Source organism: Pseudoalteromonas sp. A25, assembly GCF_009176705.1.
Classification (GTDB): domain Bacteria; phylum Pseudomonadota; class Gammaproteobacteria; order Enterobacterales; family Alteromonadaceae; genus Pseudoalteromonas.
Genome location: NZ_AP021846.1, coordinates 2,974,331 through 2,989,057 on the forward strand (window position 1 = coordinate 2,974,331; position 14,727 = coordinate 2,989,057).

Annotated in this window: 11 protein-coding genes; 5 read left to right on the forward strand and 6 right to left on the reverse strand. The window is 41.6% G+C overall.

The window, feature by feature from the left end:
- Window positions 1–26: 26 nt before the first annotated feature.
- Both GDK41_RS12830 and GDK41_RS12835 read left to right on the forward strand, forming a co-directional pair.
- Window positions 27–2,354: a TonB-dependent receptor gene (locus GDK41_RS12830; RefSeq protein WP_152086772.1), complete on the forward strand. Its 2,328-nt coding sequence runs from the start codon at window positions 27–29 to the stop codon at window positions 2,352–2,354.
- 99 nt (window positions 2,355–2,453) lie between these two features.
- Window positions 2,454–3,386, forward strand: coding sequence for a bile acid:sodium symporter family protein (locus GDK41_RS12835; protein WP_152086773.1), 933 nt, complete (start codon window positions 2,454–2,456; stop codon window positions 3,384–3,386).
- Window positions 3,387–3,492: 106 nt separating this feature from the next.
- Here GDK41_RS12835 and GDK41_RS12840 read toward each other — a convergent pair whose 3' ends face one another.
- The 5 genes from GDK41_RS12840 to GDK41_RS12860 all read right to left on the reverse strand — a co-directional run bounded on the left by GDK41_RS12840 (window position 3,493) and on the right by GDK41_RS12860 (window position 8,657).
- The gene (locus tag GDK41_RS12840) at window positions 3,493–3,939 is read right to left on the reverse strand and encodes an Hsp20 family protein (RefSeq protein ID WP_152086774.1); all 447 of its coding nucleotides are present in this window, start codon (window positions 3,937–3,939) and stop codon (window positions 3,493–3,495) included.
- Window positions 3,940–4,185: 246 nt separating this feature from the next.
- Window positions 4,186–5,205, reverse strand: coding sequence for a S41 family peptidase (locus GDK41_RS12845; protein WP_152086775.1), 1,020 nt, complete (start codon window positions 5,203–5,205; stop codon window positions 4,186–4,188).
- Window positions 5,206–5,342: 137 nt separating this feature from the next.
- Window positions 5,343–5,726 carry an MmcQ/YjbR family DNA-binding protein gene (locus GDK41_RS12850; protein WP_152086776.1) on the reverse strand — a complete coding sequence of 128 codons (384 nt, stop codon included), beginning with the start codon at window positions 5,724–5,726 and terminating at the stop codon, window positions 5,343–5,345.
- Window positions 5,727–5,763: 37 nt separating this feature from the next.
- Window positions 5,764–6,414 carry a nicotinamide riboside transporter PnuC gene (gene pnuC, locus GDK41_RS12855; protein WP_152086777.1) on the reverse strand — a complete coding sequence of 217 codons (651 nt, stop codon included), beginning with the start codon at window positions 6,412–6,414 and terminating at the stop codon, window positions 5,764–5,766.
- Window positions 6,415–6,545: 131 nt separating this feature from the next.
- The gene (locus tag GDK41_RS12860) at window positions 6,546–8,657 is read right to left on the reverse strand and encodes a winged helix-turn-helix domain-containing protein (protein ID WP_152086778.1); all 2,112 of its coding nucleotides are present in this window, start codon (window positions 8,655–8,657) and stop codon (window positions 6,546–6,548) included.
- A 130-nt stretch (window positions 8,658–8,787) separates the two neighbouring features.
- Between GDK41_RS12860 and GDK41_RS12865 the strand changes: the two genes are divergently transcribed.
- Window positions 8,788–9,870, forward strand: coding sequence for an efflux RND transporter periplasmic adaptor subunit (locus tag GDK41_RS12865; protein ID WP_152086779.1), 1,083 nt, complete (start codon window positions 8,788–8,790; stop codon window positions 9,868–9,870).
- On the forward strand, window positions 9,870–12,947 hold the full coding sequence (locus GDK41_RS12870; protein WP_152086780.1) for an efflux RND transporter permease subunit: 3,078 nt from the start codon (window positions 9,870–9,872) through the stop codon (window positions 12,945–12,947). The genes GDK41_RS12865 and GDK41_RS12870 overlap by 1 nt, the downstream gene beginning before the upstream one ends.
- Window positions 12,948–12,998: 51 nt before the next feature.
- Here the strand turns inward: GDK41_RS12870 and arfA are convergent, their stop codons facing one another.
- Window positions 12,999–13,178 carry a ribosome alternative rescue factor ArfA gene (gene arfA / locus GDK41_RS12875; RefSeq protein WP_152086781.1) on the reverse strand — a complete coding sequence of 60 codons (180 nt, stop codon included), beginning with the start codon at window positions 13,176–13,178 and terminating at the stop codon, window positions 12,999–13,001.
- 400 nt (window positions 13,179–13,578) lie between these two features.
- Here arfA and GDK41_RS12880 point away from each other — a divergent pair, with 400 nt between their 5' ends.
- Complete coding sequence (locus tag GDK41_RS12880; protein ID WP_152086782.1) at window positions 13,579–14,517, forward strand: alpha/beta fold hydrolase; 939 nt, start codon at window positions 13,579–13,581, stop codon at window positions 14,515–14,517.
- The last annotated feature ends 210 nt before the right edge of the window (window positions 14,518–14,727 follow it).

Sequence of the window (14,727 nt, forward strand, 5' to 3'; positions counted from 1 at the left end):
TAAAGCAACAAAATAGGGGTGTAGTAATGCGGTTAAGCTTAACTGTAAACCTGATCTTGAGCTGTGCGATATCCGCACAATTTTCTGTTGCGTATGCAAGTAGTGACGTTGACCTTTTTGCTCTCGATTTGACCGAGTTGCTCAATGTCACTGTCGAAGCTAGAAAAGTTGAAGAAAACTTGCAAACGACCCCGATATCAGTGTCTGTTATGTCTGGCGAGTTTTTAAAGCAAAGAGCGCTTGATAACTTAGTCGATGCTGCTTATTTTATTCCAAATATAGATATCACCACCGTTGGAGAAAACTCCGGTTGCACACACTGTGCGGGCATCACCATTCGCGGCGTTGGCCAAGTAGACCCCATACCGACCACCGACCCCAGTGTTGGTTTGTATATTGATGGCGTATATCACGCACGCGCCGCGGGTTCTATTATCAACTTTTTAGATATCGATAGAATCGAAGTTTTGCGAGGCCCGCAAGGTACGCTCTATGGCAAAAACTCGATTGGTGGGGCTGTCAATGTCCTGACCAATAAAGTGAGTGATAAGCAGGATATTCGTTTCAATATCACCAGCGGTGAATATAACCGATTAGATACCTCACTGTTAGTAAACATGCCTTTAAACGAGCAATGGGCTACTAGAGTTGCTATCGCCAAATATACTGAAGATGGATTTGTAAGGCGCTTAAATGGTGATTTAGAGGGAGGGCAAGATGAATTTAGCCTACTAACAAAACTAAAATATCAACATGATGACGCATTGAGTGTTGAATTTAGCATTGATAGGCAACTACAAAACAATGGCACATCGCCATCGGTACTGGCAAAGAAAAATGATGATGCCAGCTTAATCACGCTGTTTAATACCATTGCCAATGAGTCTCCCGCTGTGAGTGCTATTGAGCCTTTGCAAATATTTGACGACCCATTTTTAAGTGCAGCAACAACAGAAAATGAAAACAGACTCGATCAAATAGGCTTTCGCAGCACCATTGAGTGGGGGTTAAGCGATACCATGCACCTTAAAACCATCTTGAGCTATCGATCTTTGGATGCGCTATATGGTAGAGACTTTGACAATAACCCTGTCAACATTGGCTTTACCCATGATGAACAAACGCAGCGCCAACGTACCATTGAGTTCAACTTATCCAGCCAGCAAACTGAACGCTTCAAGTGGTTATTAGGGTTTTACGCTATTGATGAACACATCGACTATGACTTTCGCTTTGTATTTTTAGAAGATCTCTATTTGGGCCTTGAAACACTGCAAGGTCCACTTGATGGCTCACCTTTAGCTAACCCCACTAGTATCGGAGGCCCAGGTAACCCTTTTAATGTTGGACTTGATTTAGACAATACCTTTAACAACGAGGTAGACAATCAAAGCATGGCATTGTTTGCCCATACTAATTATCAACTTACTGAAAAATTAACAGTAACCTTAGGTGGACGCTTAACATGGGAAGATAAAAAACAACAAGTTGTGACTCGCTTAAATGTTGCCGACGTTATCGCAATCAACCGAACTGATCAAAGCCCTGAGGGAGCAATTGAGAAAAGCTGGCGCGTATTTTCTCCTTTGATAAGCCTGCAATACAACTTTTCACCTGAAGCTATGGTATTTTTTAATGCATCAAGAGGATTTAAATCTGGTGGCTTTAATGGCGTAGCCAACACACCGATTTCTGCGCGACCATTTGAACCTGAGTATTTAACTTCTTACGAAGTTGGTATGCGCTCTCAGTGGCTAAACAACAAGTTGCGCGTTAACGGCACCGCGTTTTTGCTTAAACACAAAGACATGCAATTGCGCGGTGGTGAATCAAATGAAGATTCAGGTGTGGAGATATTCATCGACAATGTGGGTAATACACGAACAAACGGCGTCGAATTAGAAGTTGAAGCGCTGATAACAAACACCACTCACATCAGTGCAAGCTTGTCATACACCGACGCTGAGTTTACCGATGTAGGCACCGCCACAGAAGTAACCACTGACAGTGAACTGATTAAGACACCACGCTGGACTGGCGCATTAAGTATTAAAAAAGATTGGCATATCACTAAGGGAAAAAAACTTACCACACGCCTGAGTTGGGCATATCGTAGTGAAGTATATAATGATGTATTTAATAATGAACATGCCAAGCAAAAATCGCTTTCATTACTCAACCTTTATTTGCAGTACCCAATCACCCAACAGCTTACCGCCAGTGCTTTTGCTACAAACTTAACTGACGAGTATCACGTTATTGGGGCAAATGATTTTACCAGTGCATTTGGTGTGTCGGAGTATTATTTAGCGCCACCACGACAAGTTGGCCTCTCTTTTAGCTATCAGTTTTAAGTACTCAGATGTGCAACGCCATTAAATGCAACATAGCATTTAATGGCGCCTCGCTATATCATCATGACTATAAAAAGCTAAATCAAGGCAAACACTTATATGACTCTACCACTGCAGTTGTTTCCTCTGTGGGCCATTTTACTCAGTGCCATAGCCTACCTGTTCCCCGAGCTGTTTATCGGTTTTAAGGACGCCATTATTCCTGTGCTTATGTTCATCATGCTGAGCATGGGCCTGACACTCACAGCCCAAGACTTTACAAATGTATTACACAATAAAGCGGCTGTGCTTATTGGTGTTATTTTACAATTTACAGCAATGCCTCTGCTCGCTTTTGGTATTTCAAGGTTATTAAGTTTTGATACCGAGTTGCTCATTGGTATGGTGCTTGTTGGTACTGTAGCTGGTGGCACAGCCAGTAACGTCATGTGCTATTTAGCTAAGGGCAACGTGGCGCTGTCAATTTCTATGACGGCGATAAGCACGTTACTCGGGGTGATTTTAACACCGCTATTAACCAGCGTTTTAATTGCTCAAGAGGTCGATATACCAGTACTAGCCATGCTGTTCAGCCTTTTAAAAATAGTACTTTTACCAGTTACTTTGGGTGTGTTAATCAACACTTTTTTTGCCAAGCAGCTATCACAAGCTAAACCATTTTTGCCCTTAGCATCTATGGCAGCGATCATTTTTATCATTGCCGTCATCGTCGCGCTCAATCACGCAAAGTTGCAAAGCGTAGGCTTGATAGTATTTAGCGCCATCATACTTCATAACGGCTCTGGACTACTTCTGGGTTATTGGCTACCCAAACTGTTCGGACAAAATGAACAAGTATGCAAAACCATCGCCTTTGAAGTGGGTATGCAAAACTCAGGTTTAGCTGTGGCATTATCAATGAAGTTTTTTACCCCTGCATCTGCCATTGCCGGCACCTTATTTTCAATTTGGCACAATGTCAGTGGCTCAATCCTAGCCGGGTTTTGGAATCGTCAAATAAGTGAAGAAGATGCCAATAAAATTAGCCATTAGAGGTTCATTTTAGAATAAAGCCGCCCATTGGGCGGCTTTAACGGATCATCAACATGTAATACCAATTTAATGCAATTGGTATAAAGGAAGCTAACGCGGATTGGCGCTATTTGTTTTCAAGCAATTTACTTGCGCCAATTTCAATTTTGCGTGGCTTTAACGCTTCTGGGATCTCACGCTCTAAGTCAATAATTAACAGGCCATTTTCAAGCTCTGCGCCCAATACTTTAACATGATCACCAAGTTGAAACTTGCGTTCAAAGTTTCGCTGCGCAATGCCTTGGTGAATAAATTTTCGGTCTTGGCTTGGCTCTTTGTCCTGCTTCTCACCTTTCACCAATAATGCATTGCCTTCTGATTCAAGCGACAATTCCTGCTCGGTAAAGCCCGCAACCGCCATGGTAATTTGATACTTATCACTGCCCAACGCCTCAATGTTGTAAGGCGGAAAGCTTGGCTGTTTTTCATTTCTGGCAGCAGCATCCATTAATGATGCTAGGTGGTCAAAACCGATGAATGAACGGTAAAGTGGAGATAGATCGACTGTTTGCATAATTTGTATCCTCATAAAGCAATAACTAACACTGTTTACTCTTTAAAATAAACCAATAAACAGCATACAAAACAAAATGTTATATTGTTTAGGACCCTGTCGGCGTCCTCACAAATCTATCTATGGACTACAGCAAAATTTTTCAAGCTAATTTTTTAAAAAAATTACAATCAATTGATTTTTAACGCTTTTTATTTCAGCCTTTTGACTGCGTAACAACACCCCACACTTATACATAAAAAGGCTTTAGTGATGTTGCTTAAGTGTTTTTAGCGCCAGCTCGATGTCATTTAAGTGCCGTGTATCTTTAGATATGCCACGAAGATGCTGTAACGCTTTACTATAAGCCACATCAAGCGCCAGATCGGACTCTACTTTCACGTGCGGAATGACACCAACCCCTTCCCAGTTACTTTTAGTCACGGGGTTAACCGCCATAGACGTTGGCATCGCAACTCGCATATCCGACGTTAAATTGATAAAACGCCAAGGGTTTGCCCCACCTTTAGTGGGTTCACCTATGATAGTCGCTCGCCCAAGGTGTTTAAAGTTATATGCAAACTCTTCAGCTGCCGAAAACGTTTTGTTACTGGTTAATATGTATATAGGCACATTGGGACGCTGCTTGCCAGCAACGGGAACCGTCCAGAACTCACTCGTAAGGCCAGTATCTCGTGAGTAAAAGCTATTGAGATGTGTTGGCTTGTCTAAAAAATAGCTGCTGATCAACTGCACCATAGTGGCATCTCCACCACCATTATTTCGTAAATCGATAATGATACTGTCGGCATCCTCCAGCAGCGTCATGGCTGAATGAACTTTTTGTTTACTGCGAGGCGTAACATTAGCAAATCCCCAAAATGACAGTAGCCCAACATTCGCAGGAAGGATCTCCACTTTTTCAAAGCCAAAATTTTTACGCTCTAATTTATCAAACCAAGATTCATATCGTTGTTTAGAGCCTTTTTCGGTCGTATCTTTTTTAGGCACTATAGATAGGCTTAAATGTTGGTCAAACTTTTTAAGTTCTTGGTTTAGTAGTAACAGCAAAGCTTGATCATCTGCAGCAGTTTTAAAAGCATCCGTGTTCGAAAGTGCTTTTAAGGCGGATACAATTTGGGGGATCTTCTGTTCTTGCACATAGTTCTGCTCAATACTGCGCGTTAACTCTTGCACGATGGATGTTTTCACCCGCTCTTGAGCACTAGATACACTTGAGACAACCATCCCCAAGCCCACTAATATCAGTGATAAGTGGCGTTTCATAAATGACCCTTGTTATTGTTTTATTGTCAGTTAGCCATTTATGACACGATATCAAATAGTTAGTTCAGTGTTTGTGTTAAATAATCAGTGGGCACAGCTAGGATACACAGCGCCTTCATAGATGGAGTAATACCAATTTAATGCAATTGGTATAATAAAGAGGTTTGCGCTTTTTTTGGCATTTTCTTAACGACTAATAAATAAGAGTTATCAATCATTCGCTCGATTTCTCCTTGTGGTATCGAGCCATCTAGCAATACTGTATTCCACAAACGCTTGTTCATGTGATAACCGGGTAATACAGAAGAGAATATATCTCTAAGTGCCTGTGCTTCGTCAGGATCACACTTAAGGTTTATTCGCCAAATGTTACTATTCTCTCCTCCCATGTCTTTACCCAGAGCTAGTGTGGCAAACATTTTACCTTTAACTTTATACACATCGACACCCTCACCAAATGGCTGACTTACCGTAGCCTCAGGTTTATTTAAAAAGTATTGATGAGCTTGTAGATGATCCATAACCACTCCTTTGATATGTTGCCCTGTGCACTGAGTATTAGGTGTTTATCGCGGTGCAATCTCGCATCGACTTTTGCCATTGATAATAATTAACCGCAGCCAGTACCGTATAAAATACAAATAACACGACAGTAGGAAAGTACCCTTTGCACACATAAAGATAAATCGACAGTGCATCAATCACAACCCAATATAACCAATTCTCAAGTATTTTTTGAGCAAGTAAGTAGGTCGCAACAACACCAAAGCAGGTAGTGAGTGCATCAAGATAGGCAAAATCAGCGTGCGTATAATTATCCATTATAAATCCAACACCAAGTGAAACAGCCGCAGTGCTCCCTATCAGTTTAATATTTTTAGACAGTGACCATGAAGATACAGGTAATGGCTGTTCTTGTAAGCCGTTAGGCTCTGCACTGAGCACTTGACCTCGTTGCCATTGCACCCAACCATACACCGCCATTGCTAAATAGAAGAAGTTCAATAGTGATTCCATGAGCAATGCACCATTAAAAAACAAAATGGTGTAAATCAATGTACTGATCCCCCCCGCTACCCAACACCATGGACTTTGCTTCATTGCAAGCAGCATATAGGCAACAGATAATGATACCGCCACATACTCCCAAACCGACATAGCTTGAAAACCGCCCAATACATGTTGCACAAAGGCTACTAATTCATTCATTTTTTACTTCTCGATTGGATCATCACTTGTTTGCGTTTGACATAGGCTCGTTGCTTCACCGTTTGCTGTTGCAAGCCTTATATCTCGTATTCAAAAGAGCTACAGCAGTCACGCTGCCAATATGTTATGCCTCATGGCCAGTGTACTTTCACCAAATCACTATCAGCCAACAAAGAGTGAGAGACTAAAATTTTATCGCCACTTGGGTGCAAACTAAATTCTGCGTCCCAGCTATTTTCAAACAATAGCTTTCGCTGGGTTTGCCCCGTATTAATATCATATCTATTGAGGTATACATTTAATTGTACAGCCTCACTCCAGTAGACATAATGATCTTGAACACGCCAATTGAGTGGCCCTACATGACTCAGTTGGATAATACGATGCCTGTTACCTGCGCTTGTTTCTAACCAAAGTTGATACTTACTATCAGCGACAAAACTAACACCATTGGCTACTTCTTTTCGCTCAGTGACTCCACTCTCAATTCTTTCCTTTTGCGCAGTTAACAAGTCGTAGCGATATAACACATCTTCAACCCCTTCAAGCCTCGCATAATAGATACTTTCTCCGTTCCGGCTCCAATGGGGTATACCGACCTGTTCTTCAGCAAGGCTGATACGGGTAAACTTTTTAGACGCTATATCCAACACAAAAATACGTTCTTCAATTTTTCCAGTGAGTTTGGTTCCTGCGGGGTTTAATGATAATCGAGTCACAATATGCCTTGCATTAAACGTGTGCAGTATTTGCTCTTTACCATGGATATCTAACGACTTGATGTAGGCCTGTTTAGAATTTTTACTCGTGAAATAAATTGTCTCACCGCTGTGGTCATAAATAGGGTTAAAGTCGGCATTAGGATCAGGAAAATAAGACAAAGATGTTACCTTAGCGTCACTAAACGGATTTTTAACTTCTAAGCTGTCTTTGTAATTCATCTGGTGTTGACGCATAAACAAGCAGTTATCGCCACAAGAATAAAACGCATCATTTAATCCTGGTGTGCTGCCTGGTTGTTCAGTTAATTGCTCATGATTTGTATCATAATAATATACGTCACCTTTAAAACTACTGATGGCTAGGCGCTGCGATGAGTTTTTCAGCCACACCAAGTTAGAGGCAAAAAAGCTCAAATTAACTTCACTGACAATATTTTGCTGTTCGAGATCGTGTATCAGTAAGTGATACCTACGCTCTGACATATTACGAATAAAAGCCAAATAGCGTCCATCGGGTGATAACTGAGCAGCATAATCACCATAACCTTTAACAAATGGAAAAGTGATCTGCTGGAGTTGATTTTGACTGATAGAATATCGATAAATGGCGTTTTGTCTTAAGCTATTCGAACCTGACGACAAAGCACTAACATATAACGTATCGCTGTCTTGCCCAAAAGATAGAGGAAATACATTCGCCAATTCAAAGTCTAATGCTTTAATATCGTACAAGCCGCGCTCATCATATCGAGCTACAAAGCTTTTGATTCCTGCGGGAGTGTCTTTGGTATAAGTGACATATGCGCCATCATTTGAAAAGAACGCTTTTGAATAACTATCTTTATCGAATGACAAACGATGGACCAAACCGGTATCTAAATTTTTTCGATAAAGCGCATACGGGCTATCATTGTTTTCTCGATAGATGAATAACACCGAATTATGAAGCGGATGATAACTGCCATTGATTTCAGATCCAGACATATGAGTAAGACGCTCAACTCTAGGTTCTGAAGGCTTAATTGGGTTCACATTTTCAGCAGGTGGGGCCACAACATAAAAATAAACGCCGCAAAATATCAGTATAAAAACAACCAACTGCGCTAACAAAAAGTGCCGCCATTGGGGTTGCTGTGCAGCAAAACTGAAAATACCAACTGAGCTTTGCCGCGCTTGGTCGAGAGCTTGCACTGGCGCTATCAGTACATAGCCTTTCATGGGAATAGTCTTAATATATTTAGGCTCTTTCGCATCATCACCCAAAGCGACTCGTATCTTTTTTACCACGCGGCGAATAGCATCATCGCTCACCTGCCTGTTGCCCCAAACGTTTTCTAACAACGTTTGTCGTGATACGACTTCACCGGCGTGTTGTATTAAGTAATACAAAAAAGCCAAAGGCAAGGGTTCTAACTTAATTGCGTCATCCCCAAAAGAAACATCACCCGATTGAAAGCACACGAGCTTGTCTGCCACTTTATAATTGGGTGCATTTGTGAAGCCAGATTTTAATTCATCCATAATTCAACAACTTAAGGTTATGACTTTTTGTGACCACTCCAGTCTACCGCTAAGTTCATAAACCGTCCATGGTTAATCACAAAGAAAAGTAGATGATGCATTTAACACAACAAATGTTTTTGGAAAATCTATGAACACGTCATTTTTGCATATGCTGATCGCCCTCATTTTATCTATAATTGGCACGCTTGTACCTTTATATTGCCAAGCAAGCAATGCACCTTTGGTAAAAACAAAACCGATTAAAGTATGGTCAAGTGGTTTAGAGCACCGTTTAAATTGCCTCGTTTCTTTACCTTTTCCACTAAAAATCTCAAGTGACGTTGATGCGAAAGTGTCATTTGTATTGCCAGCAGGCAGTTTTGCAAAGCAAGGTTCTCTTATCGCTTCGCAAGATGGCAGTTATCTTGATTTTGAGCTAACTCAGCTACTAAAAAAACAGCAAATCGAAAAGTTAAACATGACGCATGCACAGCAAGAGTTTGCGCGTTTATCCAAGCTCAGCAAACAGCATGTATCTGATTCTGAGCTCAACCAACTCGCTCTGCAAAGAGATACAGCTAAGCTTAATTACTTGAACTTGGCCTCGCAAATTGAGGAACTGCAAAAACGACTCGCAAACCTTGATCATTTTGCACCGAGTGATGGCTACATTCTTGCTTCGTTGGTTTCTCCTGGCGAATTTATCGCAAACGGGGCACCCATCGTAGAGTTTGCAGCACAACACGGCAAAGAGCTGACTTGTGAGTTACCACAAACGTTACTTAATACATACACACACCAAACCAATAACAAGTTTATGCTCGACACCGGTGAGCACCTCACGCTTAAACGCAGTGCTGCAAGCGTAGATAAAACGAGCCAAATGCTAGACCTATATTTTGCCAGTAAACAACAGTCATTTTTTGACTTAAAAATAGGACAACGATTACAAGTAACCATGCGCTCGGCACAGAGCAACCTGAGTATCGTTCCTGCAGAAAGTGTGATCCTCGCACATGGTCAAAACTATGTCTGGCAAATTGATAAAGAACTACGAGCTTTAAAAACACCAGTAAAAATCGTCAAAAATTTAGGCAACTCATTTGTTGTTCACTCGCAACTTGTTAACACAAATCAAGTAGTGAGCCTTGGACAAAATGGCCTAAAAGACCAAGTAAAAGTCAAAATAATCGATGCCCTAACAACAGTAAAAACGGCGGAGGTAAAATAATGGCTATTCAACTTTTGCTGGCAAAAAATAAATACACTTCAGTGGTACTAGCTGTTGCTGTACTGATCTGTATTTTAGGGGCCGTTGCTGGCAGCAAACTCCCCAACGCCTTACTTCCTCCCATCGACCGACCAGAAATAATCGTATTTACCAACTGGCCAGGAAAAAGTGCACAAGAAATAGAGCAAACTTTAATTGCTCCTTTAGAAAATACCCTCGCGGGACTTGCTAATAACACCCTAATTGAGAGCAATATATCCAACGGTACTGCCTCTACACGGCTTGAGTTTAAAACCAATACCGATATGGATGAGGCCTACATGCAAACCTTGAGCAGCATTTCTCAGGTGCCTAACTGGCCTGCCAACGTCGCTCCCCCTTTTGTGCTAAACCAAGCCAATGGCACTGGGGCAACCCTTGCAACTGCCATGCTCTATGCGCAGCAACCCACATCAGAACAAGCCTATATCGATGCTTTTCGCAATATCGTTTACCCAGCTTTGATCAAGGTCGAAGGCGTTGCAGGCATTGCCACATCTAGTAACCCGATTGGGCAACGCATTGATATTGAAGTAGACATGGAGAAGCTTGCGCAGCTGCAAATTCCTCTTGCAAAGCTTCAGGCACCGCTGCGTTTATTAGCCGACCGCTCTGGCAGTACACTAAAACTCGGTGAGCGTGAATATGAACTGCATTTTGCCGGTCAACTCAGCGCAGAAGCGCTCAATAACTTAGCAATTTACAGCACCGACTCTCATGTAGTGCGTTTACAAGATATTGCAACCGTACAAAAGCGCTTAGAACAAGACTGGCGTTTTTCGTCTATGTTTGGCAACAGAGCGTTCTACTTTCGCTTAGACCCAAGTAAAGATGTTAACGCGTTGGCGACGGTATCGGCGGTAAAAGCCATTATTCATGATTTAAATGAAGGGCCTTTAAAAACGCAAGGCATGACACTCGCTTTAAGCCGAGATGATTCTAAAAGCATTCATAGTGCCATTAAACAAGTGTATATTGCTTTACTGATAGGCGTGTTGTTATCCACGGCAGTGTTATTCTACTTTTTATGTAACATCAAAACCGTCAGCTTAGTTTTTGTCAGTATTCCTGTTTGTCTTGCCAGTGTACTACTTGCCATGTTGGCGCTAGATTATAGCCTTAATGTTATTTCTTTAGCGGGTATGGCACTATCGATTGGGTTGCTACTAGATGCGGCGATAGTGGTAGTAGAAAGTATTGAGCATAAAATCGAACAAGCACCTGATGCGCCCTATCTAAGTAATATTGCCGCAGCGGTAAACGAGGTAAAAGCCGCGATTTTATCTTCTACTTTCTCATCAATTGTGATTTTCATACCCATTTTAATGATTTCAGGTCCTGAAGCACAACTGTTTGAAGATTTAGCCTTCACGATTTCCAGTGCATTGTTTGCATCACTTTTAGTGGCTTTAGTCCTGATTCCCATACTCGCTCGCTATTTTGTAATAAAACCCGCCAAAAAATTGGTCAAACAGTCGCAACGCAGTACTAAGTTACTCACATTAAGTGCTAAAAACGCCACGTTACGCACAATCACATTAGTATTGTGCATCCCCTTGGCTTTAGCAGGTATCTACTTTACTAGCCCACCATTAGATGTATTACCCGCACCAAAAAGCCAAGTTGCACTGGCATTTATTAGCTACTCAGATCCCCTCTCACCAAGCGCCGTTGAGCAGCACATTGCGACACCTATTCTGAATAGAATAAATGCGCAAAAGGCAAACCCTGACGCACCGAATTACGATGTGACGGGCATGTTCTGCTTCCAAGGGGGTTGCTTACTGTACTTTTATCCTCCCGAAGAGTGGGAATATGGGGCATTTAAAAACTGGATATCAACCCAGCTCACACACGATATTGCCGGTACGCGTGTATTTATCAACCAAGGCAATTTACTCAGTTTTGCGCTACCTAACAGCCGCCAAACCCAGCTTGATTTGCAGGGCGCATCACTTGAGACACTTCAGATCCAAGGCAAGTCTTTACTTGAGCAATTACAAGCGCAATTCCCAGACGCGAATATACAAGCGCAAAGTGAACTAGATAATCAAAGTGCCCGCATCGCTTTTGCGCCCAAATATGAGCAATTAGTGCGATATGGCATAGACAATAGCTTTTTAACTCAACACTTACAGCTACTTAGCCAAGGTGTGTATTTAGGCCAGTTTGCTAGTCGTGGTGAAAACCAGCCATTTTATTTAAAATCTCAACAAAACCAAGATTTAGAGCAGATGCTTGCCACGCAAATTGTTATTCCTAACTTTGGCTTAGTGCCCTTGTCTGAGCTAGTGGATGCCTCGTTTACATTAGCCCCCGCAAGTTTACTGCGAGTTAATCAGCAAACCACCGTATCGCTTAACCTATCCCCTGCTGAAGGTGAGACCGTAGGCGCGTTTTACGCAAAGGTAAGTGAGTATGTACATACGCTACAGCAAACAACTGAATTTAATGGCCTATCAATAAAGGTAAGGGGGAGCGCCGATAAATTATCCAATTTTATCAATGAGTTTTTAAATATGTTTAGCTTATCTATGGTGATCTTACTGTTTTTATTATGGCTTGCACTGAACTCATGGAAACTCACTTTTGCGGTCATTGCGAGTATGCCTTTGGCTATGGTGGGGGGAATGTTGTGCCTAAATCTACTTAATCTATTTAGCCCACAAAACCTTGATATGATCACCCTAATTGGCTTTATTATTTTAATGGGGTTGGTTATCAACAATGCCATCTTACTTGCCAACAAGTTTCAAGCGTGTGTAGCCCAAGGCCAGCCACAACAAGAAGCAATTTTTAACGCTATCCAAGCGCGCAAACGCGCTATATATATGAGTACTGGTACTAGTATATTTGGCATGTTACCGCTGATGCTTAACCCCGGTGAAGGATCTGAAATATATCGCGGCTTAGCTGCTGTTATTATTGGCGGGATGACGTTTAGCGCGCTATTCAGTTTAAGTTTTATGGCAGCGGTTTTGTCGCTGCCAATGTTTAAACCTAAAACCGCCTCAGTAAAACTAGCGGCTGTGGCATAACGTTAACTAAACTATTATTGCTAAAGAAAAAAGCCTTATCTTAATGCGCGCTTATGCTGCCTTAAGGTAAGGCTCTTGGCCTTTATGTTTTGCATTACGTTTAAAGCTGCCTTTACCTTTTTTCGCCTTTTCTACTTTTGCTTTAAATAGTGTGCTGGTTACCAGCGCTTTTAATGCGTTATCTTTTATATCGCCACGATGATGATCGTGAGCATGTGTTTTTTTACCCATTATAAACTCCAAATTGTTTAATTTAACGCCAGTGGCGCGCTGCGATTATTGGCTGTTTGTTGTTAATATGCAAGTATTTTTAATAGCAAGATGAAAGTATTTTTTCTCTATAAAAAACAATAGGTTTCATTTTATGTTTAGAGAAAAATGCAAAGAAACTCAGCGTAATGCAACCCGCCGGAGGAGTTGACCTTCCTCTACTTGGCAACACCGCTACAGACACCGCCGCCTTTATCAAATGGCCTCTTCACTCTAAACTTTTGTTATAACCCATCATTTTAAACAAGTGACGCATCAGGTTAGTTATTAGCATAAGTTTTTATGATGTTATAAAACTTACATATCCAACTGGCTATACTAACCTCTACAAAGAAAAGTGATAACACCATCGAGTCTGATCATGCCCAGCATTGCAACCTGTCACGGTATTACGCTGAACTATCAAGATGAAGGATCATCCGATGCGCCCGCAATTATTTTGATTATGGGATTGGGTGCGCAAATGACCGTATGGCCTGATTCTTTCTACTATGGGCTGGTGAACAAAGGTTTTCGCGTGATCCGCTTTGACAATAGAGACACCGGCCTATCATCGCAGCTTGAACACTATGGTCGACCCAGTTTAATAAAAGCTTGGCTCAGTCGACGACTACCAATATCCAGCAAAGCACCCTACACCCTTGAAGACATGTGCCAAGACGTATTAGAGCTGATGAAAGCGCTTAAAATCAAAAAAGCACACTTAGTGGGCGCTTCAATGGGTGGCATGATAGCGCAATTAATTGCCGCCAAGCACAAGAAAAAAGTCCTCAGTTTAACCTCTATTATGTCATCTAGCTCTGCACCTTCGCTATCGCGTTCAAACTTAGCCTTACTGCTGAAACTTGTACGTTTAAAACCGATGGCGAAAACGCAAGAAAATGCCATTGAATATTTGGTAAAGCTCAATCAATTAATTGGCAGCCCCGATTATCCGCAAGACGAGCAAATGCTCAAGCAGCAAGCGCGTCTGAGTGTCTCTCGCGCTCATACGCCTGATGGCTTTAAACGGCAATTAGTCGCACTCACCCACAGCGAGTCAAAAGATCATTTACTAAAAAAAATAAAAGCACCCACTTTGGTTATTCACGGCTTAGCCGATCCCATTATCCCGCTCTCAGCGGGTCAAAAAACCGCACAACAAATAAACAAGGCAAAGTTAAAGATTGTACCTGGAATGGGCCACAATTTTCCGCCAGAATTAATGAAAAAACTGACCAAATGGGTCAGTAAACACGTCAACAAAGCAGAGCGTAAACGGCTTGAAAAAAAGTTAAAAAACAAACCAATTGGAGCTTAGTTATGGCATATTTCTAAAGTATGCTAGAAACGCTTTTATAAGTAGGGTTATTAAGTGAGTAAAATGCATAGCCCCTTACAATAACAGCAGGCTGAGGCAGCTCAAAGCCAATTAAAAATTTAAATATTGGCGTAACGGTACTGTTCAATTGAGTCAGCTAATCGAAGCCACAAATCAAAATGATTATTCGACTAGCTTAAACAAAATCCA